Annotated in this window: 16 protein-coding genes; 11 read left to right on the forward strand and 5 right to left on the reverse strand. The window is 53.3% G+C overall.

What is annotated here, in order from left to right; genetic code table 11:
* The first annotated feature begins 35 nt into the window (after window positions 1–35).
* From GQ52_RS09175 to GQ52_RS09185, 3 genes are all read left to right on the forward strand, one after another.
* The gene (locus GQ52_RS09175; RefSeq protein WP_047517026.1) at window positions 36–1,589 is read left to right on the forward strand and encodes a M48 family metalloprotease; all 1,554 of its coding nucleotides are present in this window, start codon (window positions 36–38) and stop codon (window positions 1,587–1,589) included.
* A 23-nt stretch (window positions 1,590–1,612) separates the two neighbouring features.
* Complete coding sequence (locus GQ52_RS09180) at window positions 1,613–1,975, forward strand: putative quinol monooxygenase (protein ID WP_047517028.1); 363 nt, start codon at window positions 1,613–1,615, stop codon at window positions 1,973–1,975.
* 94 nt (window positions 1,976–2,069) lie between these two features.
* The gene (locus GQ52_RS09185) at window positions 2,070–2,513 is read left to right on the forward strand and encodes a hypothetical protein (protein ID WP_019883004.1); all 444 of its coding nucleotides are present in this window, start codon (window positions 2,070–2,072) and stop codon (window positions 2,511–2,513) included.
* Between the two features lie 48 nt (window positions 2,514–2,561).
* Here the strand turns inward: GQ52_RS09185 and GQ52_RS09190 are convergent, their stop codons facing one another.
* Genes GQ52_RS09190 through iscX form a run of 3 tightly spaced genes read right to left on the reverse strand, consistent with a single transcriptional unit; the run spans window position 2,562 to window position 4,690 of the window.
* Window positions 2,562–3,077: a TIGR02281 family clan AA aspartic protease gene (locus tag GQ52_RS09190; RefSeq protein ID WP_024929309.1), complete on the reverse strand. Its 516-nt coding sequence runs from the start codon at window positions 3,075–3,077 to the stop codon at window positions 2,562–2,564.
* An 11-nt stretch (window positions 3,078–3,088) separates the two neighbouring features.
* On the reverse strand, window positions 3,089–4,495 hold the full coding sequence (locus GQ52_RS09195; protein ID WP_047517032.1) for a phosphomannomutase/phosphoglucomutase: 1,407 nt from the start codon (window positions 4,493–4,495) through the stop codon (window positions 3,089–3,091).
* Window positions 4,496–4,690 (reverse strand): Fe-S cluster assembly protein IscX, encoded by a 195-nt coding sequence (gene iscX, locus GQ52_RS09200; RefSeq protein ID WP_019882999.1) that lies wholly within the window; start codon window positions 4,688–4,690, stop codon window positions 4,496–4,498.
* 146 nt (window positions 4,691–4,836) lie between these two features.
* On the opposite strand from iscX, the gene GQ52_RS09205 reads away from it, so the two are divergent.
* From GQ52_RS09205 to GQ52_RS09225, 4 genes are all read left to right on the forward strand, one after another.
* Window positions 4,837–6,882, forward strand: coding sequence for an AsmA family protein (locus tag GQ52_RS09205; protein WP_047517035.1), 2,046 nt, complete (start codon window positions 4,837–4,839; stop codon window positions 6,880–6,882).
* A gap of 404 nt (window positions 6,883–7,286) precedes the next feature.
* On the forward strand, window positions 7,287–8,534 hold the full coding sequence (gene glyA / locus GQ52_RS09215) for a serine hydroxymethyltransferase (RefSeq protein ID WP_024929305.1): 1,248 nt from the start codon (window positions 7,287–7,289) through the stop codon (window positions 8,532–8,534).
* Between the two features lie 21 nt (window positions 8,535–8,555).
* Window positions 8,556–9,005 (forward strand): transcriptional regulator NrdR, encoded by a 450-nt coding sequence (gene nrdR / locus GQ52_RS09220; protein WP_019882994.1) that lies wholly within the window; start codon window positions 8,556–8,558, stop codon window positions 9,003–9,005.
* An 82-nt stretch (window positions 9,006–9,087) separates the two neighbouring features.
* Window positions 9,088–9,465: a hypothetical protein gene (locus GQ52_RS09225; protein ID WP_024929304.1), complete on the forward strand. Its 378-nt coding sequence runs from the start codon at window positions 9,088–9,090 to the stop codon at window positions 9,463–9,465.
* 12 nt (window positions 9,466–9,477) lie between these two features.
* Here GQ52_RS09225 and GQ52_RS09230 read toward each other — a convergent pair whose 3' ends face one another.
* Together GQ52_RS09230 and GQ52_RS09235 are read right to left on the reverse strand one after the other, a co-directional pair.
* Entirely contained in the window at window positions 9,478–10,617 is a 1,140-nt protein-coding gene (locus GQ52_RS09230) for a phosphoserine transaminase (RefSeq protein ID WP_047517040.1), read from the reverse strand.
* Window positions 10,614–12,761 (reverse strand): RimK family alpha-L-glutamate ligase, encoded by a 2,148-nt coding sequence (locus tag GQ52_RS09235; RefSeq protein ID WP_047517042.1) that lies wholly within the window; start codon window positions 12,759–12,761, stop codon window positions 10,614–10,616. The genes GQ52_RS09230 and GQ52_RS09235 overlap by 4 nt, the downstream gene beginning before the upstream one ends.
* 165 nt (window positions 12,762–12,926) lie before the next feature.
* Between GQ52_RS09235 and ribD the strand changes: the two genes are divergently transcribed.
* The 4 genes from ribD (at window position 12,927) to GQ52_RS09255 (ending at window position 16,840) form a co-directional block, all read left to right on the forward strand.
* On the forward strand, window positions 12,927–14,036 hold the full coding sequence (ribD, locus tag GQ52_RS09240; protein WP_047517044.1) for a bifunctional diaminohydroxyphosphoribosylaminopyrimidine deaminase/5-amino-6-(5-phosphoribosylamino)uracil reductase RibD: 1,110 nt from the start codon (window positions 12,927–12,929) through the stop codon (window positions 14,034–14,036).
* A gap of 6 nt (window positions 14,037–14,042) precedes the next feature.
* A complete protein-coding gene (locus GQ52_RS09245) occupies window positions 14,043–14,843 on the forward strand; it encodes a TatD family hydrolase (RefSeq protein WP_047517047.1) in 801 nt (266 codons plus the stop codon).
* Window positions 14,844–15,114: 271 nt separating this feature from the next.
* Complete coding sequence (gene mtnA, locus GQ52_RS09250; protein ID WP_019882988.1) at window positions 15,115–16,182, forward strand: S-methyl-5-thioribose-1-phosphate isomerase; 1,068 nt, start codon at window positions 15,115–15,117, stop codon at window positions 16,180–16,182.
* A gap of 16 nt (window positions 16,183–16,198) precedes the next feature.
* Window positions 16,199–16,840 carry a class II aldolase/adducin family protein gene (locus GQ52_RS09255; RefSeq protein WP_047518666.1) on the forward strand — a complete coding sequence of 214 codons (642 nt, stop codon included), beginning with the start codon at window positions 16,199–16,201 and terminating at the stop codon, window positions 16,838–16,840.
* Window positions 16,841–16,847 lie beyond the last annotated feature (7 nt).

The raw sequence follows: 16,847 nt of genomic DNA on the forward strand, positions 1-16,847 counted from the left end.
TGGCAGCGGCTGGATGGGGAAACAGCAGAATGACAATGATTAAAAAAAGTATTCTTTGCCCGGTGTTGCTTTCTGTGGGTCTACTGGCCTGCGGCGTCAATCCGGTGACCAAAGAGCGCGAGTTCCAGTTTGTCTCGCAGGACAAAGAGATTCAGCTGGGTCAGCAAAACTATAGTCCTGCCCGCCAGTCACAAGGTGGTGATTACACGCTGGATGCCGAACTGACGCGCTATGTGCAGCAGGTGGGACAAAAGCTGGCGGCCGTATCAGACCGTCCCGATTTGCCCTATGAGTTTGTGGTGCTCAATGACTCGGTGCCTAATGCCTGGGCGATGCCGGGCGGCAAAATCGCGTTTAACCGTGGCTTGCTTTATGAACTGCATAGCGAAGCAGAGCTGGCTGCCGTGCTGGGCCATGAGATTGTGCATGCGGCGGCGCGACATGGTGCCAAAGGCATGGAGCGTGGCATGTTTATGCAAGGGGCCATGCTGGCAGTCGGCCTGGCCACGAGAGACTCTAATTACGCCAACCTGGTTGTTGGTGGCGCACAACTGGGTGGTCAGCTGATTACCAGCAAATATGGCCGCGATGCTGAATCAGAGTCTGACCACTATGGCATGAAGTACATGAAACTGGCCGGCTATGATCCGGCCGCAGCCGTGACCTTGCAAGAGACGTTTGTGCGCCTGAGTGAAGGCAAACGGCAGGACTTTATCAGTGGCCTGTTTGCCAGTCATCCGCCTTCACAAGAGCGGGTGGATGACAACAAAAAAACGTTGGCAGAACTGGGTGCAGGCGGTGACATGGGCAAAGACGTCTATGCGCAAAAGGTCGCCAAGTTGATGGCCACGCGCGAGGCCTATAAAGCCTATGATGAAGGCAAAGAGGCACTACAAAAAGGCGATGCCGAGAAAGCCAAAACCCTGGCCAAAAAAGCCATCAGTATTGAGCCGCATGAAGCACGCTTTCAGGAGCTGTTAGGCGATATTGCCCTGACCAAGAAAAACACCACGGAAGCGCTGGCGTTTTACGACAAGGCGATTCAAATGCAGCCGGATTATTTCAAGCCCTATGTGCAAAGCGGTATTGCCTTGTTTAATGATGGCAAAAAAGCGCAAGCCGAACCTTTTTTGAAAAAAGCCAATGCCTTGCTGCCGACTGCACCTGGCTATGCCTTGCTAGGCCAGATTGCCGAAGGGCGTGGTGAAACTGCACTTGCCTTGCAACATTACCAGCTGGCCGCCAGTTCAGACTCCGAAATCGGCAAAGAAGCCGCTGGCCGCGCCATGCGCATAGACTTGCCGCGCAACCCGGCGCGCTACTTGCCTTCCGGCCCGCTGGCAGATAACACCGGCATGGTTTACGCTGCGGTACAAAACAATAGCAGCGTGCCAGTCGGGCGTGTGCAAGTGCGCATGCTGCAATACGACAACCGTGGCCGTTTGGTGGACCAGACCCGCTCTATGCTGATTACCGGCGGCATTGCGCCAGGCAAGCGCGGTTCGGTAGCAACTGGTATCCGGATTCAAGACCAGGCTGCGTTACAGTTTTTCCGCGTCGTGGTTGAGGGCGCAGAGCTGGCGAATTAATTTTAAACAATAATAATCACGTTATGGCCACCCAAGATACCTGCTGTTCTGTTTCTCCTTACTTCGAAATCCATGCTGGCAAAACTGCCACTTTTCGTGCCATCTGTGAAAAGTATGTCGAGTGGTCATCGCGTGAGCCCGGCTGTTTGTATTATGGCTTTAGTTTTGACGGCGATCTTGCCCATTGCCGCGAAGGCTTTGAGAACGCGGAGGCACTGCTGGCACACCTCGACAATCTGCGCCCGATTCTGCATGAAATGGGCGAAGTTTCTACACTGGTGCGTATTGAAGTGCATGGCCCGGATGCTGAATTGGCCAAGCTGCGCGTGCCACTGGCTGGGCTCAATCCGCAGTATTTTGTACTGGAATATGGTGTGAGAAAGTAGAGGTGTGCGCAACATGGCTTTGCTGCTTGAAATCTGCTAATGTTTCGCCGGATTGGATTAACCGATCTTTACTTAATCACTTGGAAGAATAAAAATGAATATCACAAGAAAAATCGCCAGCACCACCTTGGTGGCATTAGCGATTGCTGTTTCTGGTTGCTCGACCATGCAAGATGTTGTCAAAGTTAAACAAAGTGGTGCGGAGGGTACGACGAAGAATTATGCGGTCACCGAAGCACAGGCCTGGGAAATTGCTAAAACAGTATTCAGATGGGAAGGAGCCGACGCAATTGAGGAGCATAGAGATCAGCACTATATGCTCACGAGTAGTGGCGTCAATTTGGTTTCATGGGGGGCTGTGATGGGCGCGTGGGTTGAGCCTGTGAAAGATGACGACACCAAGGTCACCGTGGTGACCAAGCGCCGTGTAACGGTGAACGTGGCAACGACCTTAACTGAAACGACCTTTCATAAACGCTTTGCACAGGCCGTGAATATCGTCAAACAAGGTAAGCCACTCCCTGCTGAAGCACCCTAGTATTTATTTTACGTGGATAAGCCACTTGTCCACGTAAATCCTTCAAACTTATTGTGTTGCCTCACCATCTCGTATCGTCATCACTCCCCGATACAACCTGACATCCATCCTCCCCAGAAAGCTCATGCCGAGCAAGGCATCGCCTTCCAGGCCTGGTGAAATCGTCGCTGCCACATCATGCGCGATCACGCCGCCTAATTGCACGGTTTTCAAGCGCACCAGGTAAGACACGGCATTGCCGTTGGCCGTATGTGTATTGATCGCATCCCGACTGGCTAGCCCCAAACGATCTGCGACATGTTGTGAGATGGCGACGCCGGTGGCGCCGGTATCCACCAGCACGCGCACACGTTCGCCGTTAATCAGGGCTTCGGCACTGTAGTGACCGTCAGGGCCGCGTTTAAGGCTGACGACTTCTGGCTGGCCGATCTGCTCCAGGGTGTTGGGGTGTTGTACGCGATCGACTAACACCCACACCAGTGCGGCGAGTGCCAGCCAGGTGAGGGTGTAGAGCAGGCCGCGCCCGCGTGAATAACGTTTTTGAGTGGCATTGTGCATGCTCATTCAATGGTGGCTTAAAACGGGATTTTCAAGTCTGGCCTGGTATTGCTTAACACCTGTTTGAACGCCTGTTGAATGCGGATAAGCGCGGTTTCATCCTCAGCTTCAAAGCGTAGCGTGAGGACAGGCGTCGTGTTTGAGGCGCGAATCAGGCCAAAACCGTCGGCATATTCCACCCGCAGACCATCAATCGTGATCACCTCAAGTGCATCTGGAAATGGTGCGGACTGTTGCAGGCTGGCAATAAAGGCATGTGGCTCACCTTCTTGCATGGCGATTTGCAGTTCGGGTGTGTTGACGCTATCTGGCAGGGCTTCGAGCACCGCGCTGGCATCAGGGCTGCGGCTGACGATTTCGAGTAATCTGGCGGCGCTGTAGAGGCCGTCATCAAAGCCAAACCAGCGTGGCTTGCCTGCTTTGGCATCGTTAAAAAACAGGTGGCCTGAGAGCTCGCCGCCCATGGCGGCACCGGTTTCCTTGATTTTGGCTTTCATCAGTGAGTGGCCGGTTTTCCAGATCACCGGTTTGCCGCCATGCTCGCGTATAAAAGGGGATAAGTGGCGCGTAGATTTGACGTCAAATACGACTTTGCTGCCCGGCTGCTCTATCAGCACATCCTCAACAAATAGCATGAGCTGGCGGTCGCTGCGTATGATTTGGCCGGATTTGGTGACTACGCCCAGGCGGTCGCCATCGCCATCAAAGGCAACGCCGATTTCAGCCTCACCGGCTTGTAATGTGCGTATCACATCTTGCAGGTTTTTCGCTTCAACCGGGTCCGGGTGGTGATTGGGGAAATGCCCATCCACGTCGCAAAACAAGGGCTCGACCTCGCAGCCAAGGGCTTTAAACAAGGCCGGTGCATAAGCGCCGGCGACACCATTGCCGCAGTCTATGACCACCCGCATCGGGCGCGCCAGATGAATATCAGACACAATCGCCGCCTGGTAAGCCGGATAAATATCATAAAACGATTGTTTGCCGGGCTGTGGTGGCTGGGCAAACTGCTGCTGGAGAATGCGTTGCTTGAGTGCCTGAATGGCTTCGCTACTGAGCGTTTCACCTGCAATCACCATTTTAAGGCCATTGTAGGGTGGCGGGTTGTGGCTGCCGGTGATCATGACACCGCTGCTGGTCTGGGCCAGGTAGTGCGCCGCAAAATACAGCATGGGGGTGGTGACCATGCCCAGAGCAATCACGTTGGTGCCTGTTTCTGCGATGCCCGCCGTTAATGCTGCGGCCAGGGTTGGGCTCGACAAGCGTCCATCGTAGCCCACGCAGAGGCTGTGCTCGCCGCGCTCTTGTGCCAGTGTGCCCAGTGCCAGTCCGATCTGGCGCACGATGTCTTCCGTCAGCGACTCACCGACAATGCCGCGAATATCATAGGCTTTGAAAATGGACGCTGGCAGGAAGGTGGTCATTTACTCAGCCTCTTCTATCCAGGCCAGTTGAATGGCTTCGAGGATTTTTTCGCCACAATGGGCAGGCTCATCATCAAAGCCGTCCAACGCCAGTACCCATTGCATCAGATCCGTGAAACGGATGGTTTTAGGGTCTATGTCAGGATGTTTGTCATACAGTTCTTCAGCGATCCGCTGGCTGTCGGTCCATTTCATTACAATCGGCTCCAGTGTTTAAGTTGAGGATATCTTTACCCTCATTATAACTGACCGTGCGCATCCGGTTTGACAGAATCGGCCTACACGCGTGTCAGCCATGCAGGACTAGCCAGTCCAGCCTATCATTGTCATCATAACAAGCTATGAATGAAACCGAGATAACAACAAAAAAATCTGCACCTATCATCAGGTGGCTAATTGGAAGCTTGCTTGCGCTGGTGTTGGCCGTGATCGTGTGTGAAGTCGCCGGCTGGCCGTTTTTGCGTCAACCGTTACAACAATTGCTGCAAGATAAATTGCACCGCTCTGTCGAGATTGAGCGTCCGTTTCGCTTGCAATTACTGGGCGGCATCCGCCTGCAAGTGGGTGGCTTAAAGCTCGCGGCACCAGAAGGCTTTGATGCGCCTTACTTTGTCGATGCACACGGGCTGGACCTGGCGTTGCGTTATCGTGATTTATGGTCGCTCAAGGAAACCGATCCTTACCGTATTGAAGCCATTCGTGCGGATCAACTGAATGCCTATCTGCTTCGCCGTGCAGACAGGCATGCGAGTTGGGAGTTTGAGCTGGATGATAGTGGCTCGCCACGGCCTTTTCCACTGATTGAGCAACTGGCGGTGAATCAGGGCCAGGCAAAAGTCGCCGATGCCGTGACTAATGCACAACTGGCCGTGACATTTTTTACCGAGGAGGGCGAACATCTGGCAACGCCGGAATCCAGGGTTAAAGTGAATGGTCAATTTCGCAAGCTGCCCATACAAGGGGAGCTAGTGACACAAGGTTTCTTGCCAGTGGCGACCCAGGGGAGCAAGTCTCCGCCTATTAATTCTCAAGGCTGGTTGAAATATGGCGCGGTTAATGCGCAATTTCGTGGCGCGGTGTATGACTTGTTCGGTACGCAACGCGTGAAAGGCAACGTTGAAGTCAAAGGCGCGTCGTTGGCTGACGTAGGCGATTTGCTTGACCTGACGTTCCCACGGACCGCTTCGTTTAAAGTCAGTGCCGATATTGAAAAAGGCATAGACCAATGGCAGGTGAATATTCCCTCGGCACATATTGGGCATAGCCGTTTATCCGGGCAGTTTGTCTATGACTTTGCGCCTGAAACGCCCATGCTGCGTGGCAAGTTGCAAGGCTCACTACTCATGCTGGCCGATTTGGCCCCCGCATTCGGGGCGACACAAGATAATCCGGCCGCCAACGCGCATCCCGGCAAGCTGTTCCCGGACGAGTCGCTGGATTTCACGACTTACGGGCGGATGAATGCAGATATTGATGTGCATCTGGATGCGGTTGATTTAGGTCATGCATTTAAGCAACGGATTTCACCTTTGAAATTGCGTTTGACCTTGATTAAACACAAATTAAGCCTGGCTGAACTAGAGGCCAGTACCGCACAAGGCACACTGACAGGTGCACTGAGTATTGATGCACATGATTCCAGCAATGCCGATTTATCGCCACCACCTGCGCCTGAGTGGGATATACAGTTGGCTGTGCGTGATATCCGTCTGGAGCAATGGCTAAAAGTGACGCCTGCCGATAACAAGGCGCCAGGTAAGCAAACGCCGCCAGCCAAACAGTCGTCGAGTCCGGCACCAGCCTATATCTCGGGTAAGTTAAACGGCAAAGCCAAGTTGCAAGGCCATGGCCGCTCTACGGCCGCGTTACTTAAATCGCTAGATGGTCAGCTGGCGCTAATGGTGCGCCAGGGTGAAATCTCGCACCTGGTGGTGGAAGCTGCAGGCCTGGATATTGCGCAAGCCGTGGGTGTGCTGATCAAGGGCGATCAACCCTTACCCATGCAATGTGCGGCCATGGGGTGGCATGCCAAGCAGGGCGTGCTAACGCCAGAAGCCGCCATCATAGACACACCGGTGACCACCGTGAACATTCTTGGCGATATTAATCTGGGCCAGGAACAACTCAACCTCAAGTTGCAAGCCAGCCCGAAAAACTTCTCACCGTTGACGGTGCGTTCACCCATCCTCGTCACCGGGCCGTTTGTCGACCCGAAAGTATCACTCAGTCCCGGGCCGATTGCTGCACGCGTTGCGGGAGGTGTGCTATTGGCGCTGATCAATCCATTTGCGGCGATTCTGCCTTTTCTTGACCCGGGTAGTACGCCGGAAGTGACGGATGCAGGTTGCGAGCAGACGCTGCAACAACTTAAAGCACGCAAGCATTAATGGGCGGTTGCGGGCGGCCACAAAAAAAGAACCCAACCGAAGTTGGGTTTAGGGAGCGATTTTGGAGATATACGCTTACGGTTACTACTAAGCATAAGCTGTGCCAGGTTTGATAATTACATTTAAATCAATAAGATAGTCTCATTTTAGGGTTTTCTTGCCTGCTGCACGATCAGCAACTGTTTGATTGTGTGCACTGATTTGGTGCAATGCGTACAATGCTGGCGCATCCATCCCTGACATAAATACCAGTTGCCTTCTTGCATCGGCCCTATGCACATCTAGCACACGTATCAGCCCAGAAAAACAGGCCGACTTGGCGAGCCTGATGCTAAAGGTGCATGCCATGGTCGCCTCATGGTAAAATTACGCTTTATTGTTATTGATACGGAAACTTGATCGTCATGTTTAGCTTTTCAAGAAACTTAAGCGTTGCAGACCCGGCATTAGCCACAATGATTTCTTCCGAAGTCGAACGTCAACATCAGCATATTGAACTGATTGCCTCAGAGAACTACACCAGCCCGGCCGTGATGGAAGCGCAGGGCTCGCAACTGACTAACAAGTATGCGGAAGGTTATCCGGGCAAGCGTTTTTACGGTGGCTGTGAGTTTGTTGATCAAGTAGAACAATTGGCGATTGACCGCCTGAAAGCACTGTACGGCGCTGAGTATGCTAACGTGCAACCGCACTCCGGTTCACAGGCCAACCAGGCGGTGTATTTCTCCATCCTGAAACCAGGCGATACCGTAATGGGGATGAACCTGGGGCACGGTGGTCACCTGACCCACGGTTCACCAGCCAACTTGTCCGGTAAATTGTTCAACATCGTGCCTTATGGCTTGAACGACAAAGAAGAAATTGACTACGACGAAATGGAGCGCATTGCCATTGAGTGCAAACCAAAACTGCTGATTGGTGGTGCCTCTGCGTACGCCCTGCGTTTTGACTGGGCACGCATGGCTGAAATCGCTAAAAAAGTCGGTGCTTATTTCATGGTCGATATGGCGCATTACTCTGGCCTGATCGCGGCTGGTGTGTACCCGAACCCGGTACCGCATGCTGATTTCGTCACTTCTACTACGCACAAAACATTGCGTGGTCCACGTGGCGGCATCATCATGGCCAAAGCCGAGTTTGAAAAATCAATCAACTCCAACGTATTCCCAAGCTTGCAAGGTGGTCCGTTGATGCATGTCATCGCCGGTAAAGCGACCGCTTTCCTGGAAGCCGCACAACCGGAGTTCAAGGTGTATCAGGAGCAAGTGTTGAAAAACGCCAGTGCCATGGCTAAAACCCTGGCGGCACGCGGCTTGCGCATTATTTCTGGCCGCACTGAGTCACACGTGTTCCTGGTAGACCTGCGTCCTAAAGGCTTGACCGGTAAAGCGGCTGACGCTTTCCTGGGCCAGGCGCACATTACTGTGAACAAGAATGCGATTCCTAATGACCCAGAGAGCCCATTCGTGACCTCCGGTATCCGTATCGGTTCGCCAGCGATTACCACCCGTGGCTTTAAAGAGGCTGAAGCCGAGCAAGTGGCCAACCTGATCGCTGACGTACTGGATAATCCGGAAAATGCAGAAGTGATTGCAGCAGTCAAAGCCAAAGTACATGCTTTGGCCGACAAATTCCCGGTCTACGGCAAATAATCTTTACGGCCATTTTTAGCCATGAAATGTCCTTTTTGCGGTGCTGACGATACGCAGGTGGTGGATTCCCGACTCAATGAGGAGGGAAATTCTATCCGCAGGCGTCGTCGCTGCCAGGCTTGCGATAAGCGTTTTACGACCTATGAAACGGCCGAGTTGCATCTGCCGCAGGTGGTGAAGCAAAATGGTAACCGCGAAGAGTTCAAGCGTGAAAAACTGCGCGTGTCTTTCACACGTGCGTTACACAAGCGTCCGGTGCCGACTGAGTATGTCGATAAGGCGCTGGACCGCATTATTCAAAAAGTGCTTGGTTTAGGCGTGCGTGAAGTGCCTGCGCGCCTGCTGGGCGAAACCGTGATGCAAGAGTTGAAACAAATGGATCAGGTGGCGTATATCCGTTTTGCTTCTGTGTATAGAAGCTTTTCGGATGTGGATGATTTCCATAACGCCATCCGTGACCTGGATAATTAACAGAAGCGGCTAAGCGGATGAATGACACTTCATCCGGCGCGCTCGTTTCTCATATGTTGTTTGCATTTGAAGGCGGGGGCGTATGAAACTGATCAAGTTGTCTGCAATTGCGTTAGCGGTATTTACGGTCATTCTCACCATTGTGTTTTTTACCTGGTGGGCATTTAAAGACCAGGCGGTGTTTGGCAGCGACAAGTTTGACCAGACGCGCTGGATGGAGCTGGCCAACACAGTACAAAAAGAGTGTAGACGTGGTGACATGGCCTACGACCTGAAAAATCATATCCTCATTCGTGGCGCCAAAAAAGAAGCGGTGATGGCCTTGCTGGGTCGCCCCAGTTTAGAAGATGCCAATGCGCTGGAGTACGACCTTGGTAAGTGCATGCATGTTTACCATGCCCTGCGCATTTATTTTGACCAGGATGGGCGCTTAACCCATAGCCAGATTTCTTCCCACTAAACGTCTATTCTGTTAAGCGTAAGCAGGTGACAGAGCTATAGTTTGTGTTGTCGCTTTATAACGCTTACGGAATGTCTGCATAAAGTCAGCCAATTGTTCAGCGGCTGCACTCTCCAGGCCGTTATAAATTGATGCACGGATACCGCCTATGCTGCGGTGACCATTCAAGCCTGAAAAGCCTGCCTGTTGTGCGGCCTGCAAAAACGCTTGCTCAATCTCGGCGTTAGGTAAGTTAAACACCACATTCATCTTCGAGCGGTCAGCGACGGCGGCACGACCGCGGTAAAAGTCGGCGTGGTCATCCAGTACCTGATACAAACAGTCCGCTTTTTGCTGATTGCGTTTGGTGATGTTATGCAAACCACCGATTTCGTCCCGTAACCAGCGCGTGACCAGCAAGACGCTATAAATCGCAAACACGGGGGGCGTGTTGTAGATCGAGTGCGCATCGGCTTGCGCGTGATAGTTGATAAAGCCAGGCAGATCATCTGGCAGGCTATTCATAAAGTCATCCCGCAAAATCACCATGGTGACCCCGGCCGGACCGATGTTTTTCTGTGCATGAGCGTAGATCATGGCGTAGCGGTTAAAGTCCCCAGGCGCCGATAACAGGTCTGAGGACATATCACAGATGCGCGGCACATCGTCACGGCCAGGCACGCGATGAAATTGCAGGCCTTCTACCGTTTCGTTGGAGATGTAGTGAAAATATGCCGCGTCTTTTGATAGCTGTAATTCGGCATCGCTGGGCAGGCGGCCAAACTGGTCCGCTTTACCACTCCAGGCCAGTTGTAACTGGCCGGATTTCTCCGCCTCATGAATGGCCTTGCCGCTCCAGTAACCGCTGTGAATATAATCGGCAGATTGCCCATTGCGCAGCAGATTCATTGGCAACATGGAGAATTGCTGCGTGGCACCGCCTTGCATCATCAGCACGCGCGTGGATGCTGGCAAGCCCATGAGTTGGCGCATATTATCTTCCAGCTCATGCACCACTTGCGCAAACCATTCAGAGCGGTGGCTGATGCCCAGAATTGATAGGCCGACTTCTGGTACACAGAGCATGGCGGTATGCAGTTGTTGCAATACGCTCTCGGGCAACGCCCCCGGGCCGCCAGAAAAATTCAGTTGATTGGCACTCAGTTTCATCATGCGCTCTCCAGTAAAGGTTGCGGCTGTAATGCATATAAATATTGCTCAAAGGCCTGTTGTAGCTTGGCGATTTGCCCGGATTTAAACGGGAACAGGCTGGCAGAATCCATGGCATGGACTGCCATAATGTGGTCGATTTCAAACACCAGCAATTTGCCGTCTTTGGTTTCTGCGCAATCGATACACAAATAGTCGAGTTGCAAATGCTGGTAAATCGCGGCCAGTGCTGACTGGTGGCGTGCAGCAAAGCTGGCAAAATTTTGCATAAACGCGCCTTCTTCGGCGCGTTTGTCGGCAGAGTCATACATGCCTGCATTGACGTAATGCACCATCCAGTCGCTGGAGATTGCCATATGACAGATAAACGGCTGGCCGCGCAGCATGGCAATGCGGTATTTGCGGAACTGGCCATCCTGGCTGCTGTAATCGACAAAGCGAGATACAAAAAACGCGGTGCTTTGGACTTGCTTTAAATAGTCTGCTAGTTCAGTTGCCTGTGTGATTCTGGCCAGGTCGTTACCGGCTTGTGAGCCGACCGGGCGGATAATCAAGGGCAAGTTGGGCAGCGCATTGTGGTCGGATGCCTCTGCGGGACGTTGCATGCTTAAGCGCGTAACAACCTGGCTACGGGTCAATCGGTGTGTGCGTGGCATATCCAGGCCGGAGATGCCTTGTAGCAGCTCACTTAACTGGTCACGGTTGACGTTGGGCAGCAGGTGTGGCGGATTAATCACTGGCCGCGCGTGGTCAAGCAGGCTGGCTTGTACTGCCAGTAGCAAGGCGCGGTTGGCCTGACTATCTGAGAGTGCGACCATCACTGCGTCGTGTGCTGGCATGGGGGATGGCAAGGGCTGCTCGACGGATGCGTAGTAATACAGGAGTTCTACCGGACTGTTTTCGAGCAGGCAATCAATCGGTGTGTTTTCAGATAAATCACCTGGTGTCATGATCATGAGCAGGCGGACGCGTGGCGGCTGACAGTTTGCCGGGCGGCGATAGAGTCGTTGCAAGGACAAGGCCTGCTCCTGAATTGCCAGCCCCATGTCACGCATTTTGAGGCATAAAAAGCCGGTGGCCAGGTTCATCCACAAAATGGCATTCTCCTGGTCCTGATTGGCTTGTACCAGTAGTGATTGCGCATGCGACCGCAAGTCGGCGCCATTGAGGCTCATGCGCAGAAAGGGTGCCAGCCCCTGAAAGGTATGGCTTGCATTATTGTGCGCCAATGCTTCAAGCAGGTTGCGCATATAACGCTTTTTTTCGCTGGCACGGGCCGACGCCCAGAAATCATCACTGCGATAGACCGGATTGCCGTCTATCGTCACCTGCATGTGGTAAGGCTGTCCTAGTAATTCTGTATGCACGTAGGTGGCAAAGCACTCGGCAAAGTCCTCTTGCACGTCCATGCTGGCATATAAGGTGGGAAACGATGTTCTCGCCAGGTCCCGGTATAAGTCTAATGCCTGGCTGGCATGCAGGGTCGGTTGGCGATAGAAGCTAATCTTCTCACGATGAGGGAAGTTCTGTTCTGGCCGGATCGCCTTGCTGCCACTAGTTTGCCAGCTCAGTTTGCTAAAGTGACCTGCCAGCTTGGGTAAGGTGAATGACCAGTCCTGGGGACAGAGGTCAGTCATGGTTGCCAGGATGTGGCCGAATTCATGCAATAGCAGAAAACGCAGTGCCTGTATGCGATGGTCGTTTTCCGGCGTTGCGATCTCTACGTTGATTTGCACCTGCGGGTCTGCAATGAAGGCTGAATTTTCTTTCCAGCTGGCCCAGGCGTTTGCCGATGGTTGGCTAAATGCCTGGCTGTCGAGCACAATCACAAAGCCGATATTGTTACTGCCATCCCCCAGTGCGACCATATCGGTAAAGCCAGAAGCATCCAGGCCTTTTGCAAAGAAAATACCCAGTATGGATTTTTCGAGTGTATCCAGCAGGCTCTCCGGGAGTGGTGCCAGCGCCTGCGCGAGGGTATCCTGCCAGTCTATGCTTGCGTCCAGGCTCACCTTCTCTGGTAATCCGTGCGTGAGGCCGTACTCTGACAGAAAGTCCTGCAAGTCTGCTGTGGGCGGGGTCAGGCGCGTATGCAGCGGTTGCGCATACTGGGCCAGCCATGGATTGGGATCGGCAATATAAATCATGCCTCAGTGTAGCGCCATCGCGCGCGAAGGTTAGTGGCAAAAAAACTGGCAAACACCACGGTATTCAACAGTTAACCTGTTATTTACATAGCTGTTTGTGCGCAATCGGGCGCAAGGCGATGACAAAAAACCGCAGAGCCGTGTTTTTTTGTATCATGGCAGTCTATGCAAGTGAGCTCACAAGATATTGAATGGATGACGCGCGCGTTGCGACTGGCGGCGCGCGGACTATATACAACGACCCCCAACCCACGTGTGGGTTGCGTGATTGTCAATCATGGCCAGGTGGTCGGCGAGGGCGCACATCTTAAAGCGGGTGAACCGCATGCCGAAGTACATGCCTTGCGCACGGCTGGCGAGCAGGCACGTGGGGCGACAGCCTATGTGACGCTGGAGCCGTGTAGTCATTTTGGCCGTACGCCGCCCTGTGCCGATGCCTTGGTCAATGCTGGCGTCAGTCGGGTGGTGGTGGCGATGCAGGATCCGAATCCGCTGGTGGCAGGCAATGGCATTGCCCGCTTGCAGACGCAAGGGATTGCGGTGACTGTTGGGGTATGCGAAGCGCAAGCGCTAGCACTGAATCCTGGCTTTGTCCTGCGCATGACCCAGCAACGGCCTTATGTCCGTCTCAAGGTGGCGGCCAGCCTGGACGGCCGGACCGCGTTGGCCAATGGCGACAGCCAATGGATCACTTCGGCTGCCGCCCGTCGCGACGTGCATCACTGGCGGGCGCAAAGTTGTGCCATTATCACCGGCATTGCCAGCATATTGAAGGATGATTCTTCCCTGACTGTACGTGAAGTCAAAACCCCAAGACAACCTTTGCGCGTGATTGTCGATAGCCAGTTACGGATCCCGATTGATGCCAAGGTGTTGCAGGATGGCAATGCGCTGGTGGCTTACGCGCAAGGCGATGCGGCCAAGCTGGAGGTGTTGCAGGTGATGGGTGTACGCACCTTGCACGCGCCGGATTCGCTGGCGCCCAACGCAGCACAGACACAGGTCGATCTTGCCGTACTTATGCAGGCTTTGACGGCATTGCCGTGCAATGAGATATTGATTGAGGCTGGGGCAACGTTGAGTGGTGCGTTTTTGCAAAGCGGCCTGGTGGATGAGTTGTTGCTGTATTACGCGCCTAAGTTGATGGGTCATACTGCCCGTGGCATGTTTGCCTTGCCTGAGCTCACGCAGATGTCCGCGGTGCGGGATTTGCATATTCTCGATGTGCGTCAGTTTGGTCAGGATCTGCGTATCCAGGCCAAACTGCAGCCTTAATCTTTTATGTTGATAGACACCCATTGCCATCTTGATGCCAGCGAGTTCGATGCAGATCGCGACCAAGTGTGGCAAGAGGCGCAAGCACAAGGCGTGCGTGCGGTGGTGATTCCCGCCGTCACGCAGGCAACGTTTCAACCGATTATGCAGTGGTGCGCACAACACCCGCAGGCTGGCTTTGCGCTGGGTTGGCATCCCATGTATGTGGCGCAAGCGCCGGATGACGCCTTGCAGCAATTGCAGGAGATCGTGGCGGCGGTACTGGCAGGGCCACAGGCGCATCAATTACTGGCGATTGGTGAGATCGGCCTTGATTTTTACCTGACGCGAGACAATGAAGCCAAACAGATTGCTTTGTTTGAAGGACAGCTAGAGATTGCCAAACAATTTGAGTTACCCGTTATCCTGCATGTGCGTAGCGCGATAGACAGCATACTCAAATACCTGCGCAAGCATCGCGTAAGTGGCGGCATTGCCCATGCGTTTAATGGCAGCATGCAGCAAGCGTCGATATTCGGGCAGTTGGGATTCAAGTTAGGCTTCGGTGGCGCCATGACCTGGCCGCGTGCATTAAAAATCCGGCAACTGGCCGCCGAATTGCCACTAGAACTGCTGGTGTTGGAGACGGATGCCCCCGATATTCCCCCGGTTTGGATCGGTCACCAGGGACGAAACAGCCCTGTTCAATTAAAAAGAATAGCGGAGGAATTGTGCCTAATTCGTGGCTTGGAAACTTCGCAACTCATTGAAATGATAGGCAAAAATTCTACGCAAGTTTTACCGAAATTAGCCCATTTATGCACATGACTTAAAGTGACACATTAAGAATGTGTCGAAAGTGTTTCAATTATAGTGGTGCGTTGTAAGTTGTTGATTTTATTGAATAAAAAAATAGATTAAAAAATGAACTTTTGGAAAAAGTCCTTTTAAATTGGTAAGTTACGGAATTAAGACACAGCAATCCACAAAGTTATCCACAGATTTTGTGGATGGAAAAATACGGTGTTTGTCCTACAGGAAAAGCAAGGCCTTTTACAACTTTTACAATTAATGACTACTCGTCAGCAGATTCCTTTTTATGCGTATCAAACAACAACATTTTCGTACCATCTGGCAACAAAGTGGTGCCGTCTGCCTGATTGATCAGACCCGCTTACCATTTGAGTTTGTGACGGTGAATGTGACTACCCTGGCGCAAATGTGTCATGCCATTCGCAGTATGCAAGTGCGGGGTGCACCTTTGATTGGTGCTGCCGCTGCTTACGGCGTCGCGCTGGGCGTTCAGCAAACCGCCAGTGATGCGCAGGTGCAGGATGTGGTCACGCAATTGTGTGCTACCCGGCCAACAGCCGTGAATCTGGCGTGGGCGGCGCAACGCATGCAGCAAGCCTTGCTGGCCTTACCTGAGTCTGCCCGCGCGATGGCGGCCTGGCAGCTGGCGCAAGCGATTGCCGATGAAGATGTGACACAGAACCTGGCGCTGGGCCAGTATGGCAAGGCGCTTATTGCCGCCAAGAGCACAGTCAATCCGCAACAGGTCGTGAATATTCTCACCCATTGCAACGCTGGCTGGCTGGCCACTGTGGATGGTGGCACCGCGCTGGCGCCAATTTACGCGGCACATGATGCGGGCCTGAAGGTGCATGTCTGGGTAGATGAAACGCGACCGCGCAATCAGGGCGCGAGTTTAACCGCCTGGGAACTGGCACAACATGGTGTACCGCATACGGTGATTGCTGATAATGCCGGCGGACATTTGATGCAGCATGGCCAGGTGGATATGGTGATTGTGGGCGCGGATCGCGTGACGCGTGAGGGTGACGTGTGCAACAAGATTGGCACTTATTTAAAGGCGCTGGCCGCTTTTGACCAGAAGGTGCCTTTTTATGCAGCCGTGCCTACGCCGACCATCGATTGGCAACTGGCACGTGGTGCGGATATTGAAATTGAAATGCGCGACGCAGACGAGGTGGCTTATATGCAAGGGCAGGGCGCAGACGGCCAGGTGCAACGCATACGCGTGATTCCACACGAAAGCACGGCGCTGAACCCGGCGTTTGATGTGACGCCCGCCAGGCTGGTTACGGGGATTATTACTGAGCGCGGTGTATTGACGCCTGCGCAGCTACATACACTGGCAGCTTAAAATGACGACCCCAACAATGACCACAGCTCCACCCGCACAGCAATTATTACAGGCTGCCCAGCAGATGGCGCTAGCCGGACTCAACAAAGGCAGTTCTGGCAATGCCAGCATGCGATTGGATGACGGCTTTTTAATCACGCCTTCAGGCGTGCCTGCCGAACAGCTCAGCACACAGAGCATGGTGTATATGGATTGGACGGGACAGGCCGAGGCTGGTAAAAAGCCTTCTAGTGAGTGGTTTTTTCACCGCGACATTTTGCAGGCACGGCCGGAGGTAAATGCGGTGGTGCATTGCCATAGCATGTTTGCCACCACCATTGCCTGCATGGCACGCGATGTGCCGCCGTTTCATTATATGATCGCCACCGTGGGCGGTGACGATATCCGTTGTGCGCCTTATGCCTTGTTTGGCACCCAGGCGCTATCTGATGTCGCCGTGAGCGCCTTGCAAGCGCGCAAAGCCTGTTTGCTGGCGCACCATGGCATGATCGCTTTAGGTAAAACCTTGGCACAGGCACTGGCGATAGCCATTGAGGTGGAGAATCTATGCGAGCAGTATTGGCGCTTATTGCAGCTTGGGGAGCCTGCGCTGTTAACGCCAGAGCAGATGCGTGAAGTGCACGCCCAGTTTAAAGGCTATGGCCAGTGGGACAAGTAGGGCAAGT

It is taken from the genome of Methylophilus sp. Q8 (assembly GCF_000800115.1).
In the GTDB taxonomy this organism is placed as follows: Bacteria; Pseudomonadota; Gammaproteobacteria; order Burkholderiales; family Methylophilaceae; genus Methylophilus.

Coding starts and splice junctions, on each gene's coding strand:
- GQ52_RS09175 (WP_047517026.1), top strand. CDS start 36: ATGATTAAAAAAAGTATTCTTTGCCCGGTGTTGCTTTCTGTGGGTCTA.
- GQ52_RS09180 (WP_047517028.1), top strand. CDS start 1,613: ATGGCCACCCAAGATACCTGCTGTTCTGTTTCTCCTTACTTCGAAATC.
- GQ52_RS09185 (WP_019883004.1), top strand. CDS start 2,070: ATGAATATCACAAGAAAAATCGCCAGCACCACCTTGGTGGCATTAGCG.
- GQ52_RS09190 (WP_024929309.1), bottom strand. CDS start 3,077: ATGAGCATGCACAATGCCACTCAAAAACGTTATTCACGCGGGCGCGGC.
- GQ52_RS09195 (WP_047517032.1), bottom strand. CDS start 4,495: ATGACCACCTTCCTGCCAGCGTCCATTTTCAAAGCCTATGATATTCGC.
- iscX (WP_019882999.1), bottom strand. CDS start 4,690: ATGAAATGGACCGACAGCCAGCGGATCGCTGAAGAACTGTATGACAAA.
- GQ52_RS09205 (WP_047517035.1), top strand. CDS start 4,837: ATGAATGAAACCGAGATAACAACAAAAAAATCTGCACCTATCATCAGG.
- glyA (WP_024929305.1), top strand. CDS start 7,287: ATGTTTAGCTTTTCAAGAAACTTAAGCGTTGCAGACCCGGCATTAGCC.
- nrdR (WP_019882994.1), top strand. CDS start 8,556: ATGAAATGTCCTTTTTGCGGTGCTGACGATACGCAGGTGGTGGATTCC.
- GQ52_RS09225 (WP_024929304.1), top strand. CDS start 9,088: ATGAAACTGATCAAGTTGTCTGCAATTGCGTTAGCGGTATTTACGGTC.
- GQ52_RS09230 (WP_047517040.1), bottom strand. CDS start 10,617: ATGATGAAACTGAGTGCCAATCAACTGAATTTTTCTGGCGGCCCGGGG.
- GQ52_RS09235 (WP_047517042.1), bottom strand. CDS start 12,761: ATGATTTATATTGCCGATCCCAATCCATGGCTGGCCCAGTATGCGCAA.
- ribD (WP_047517044.1), top strand. CDS start 12,927: ATGCAAGTGAGCTCACAAGATATTGAATGGATGACGCGCGCGTTGCGA.
- GQ52_RS09245 (WP_047517047.1), top strand. CDS start 14,043: ATGTTGATAGACACCCATTGCCATCTTGATGCCAGCGAGTTCGATGCA.
- mtnA (WP_019882988.1), top strand. CDS start 15,115: ATGCGTATCAAACAACAACATTTTCGTACCATCTGGCAACAAAGTGGT.
- GQ52_RS09255 (WP_047518666.1), top strand. CDS start 16,199: ATGACCACAGCTCCACCCGCACAGCAATTATTACAGGCTGCCCAGCAG.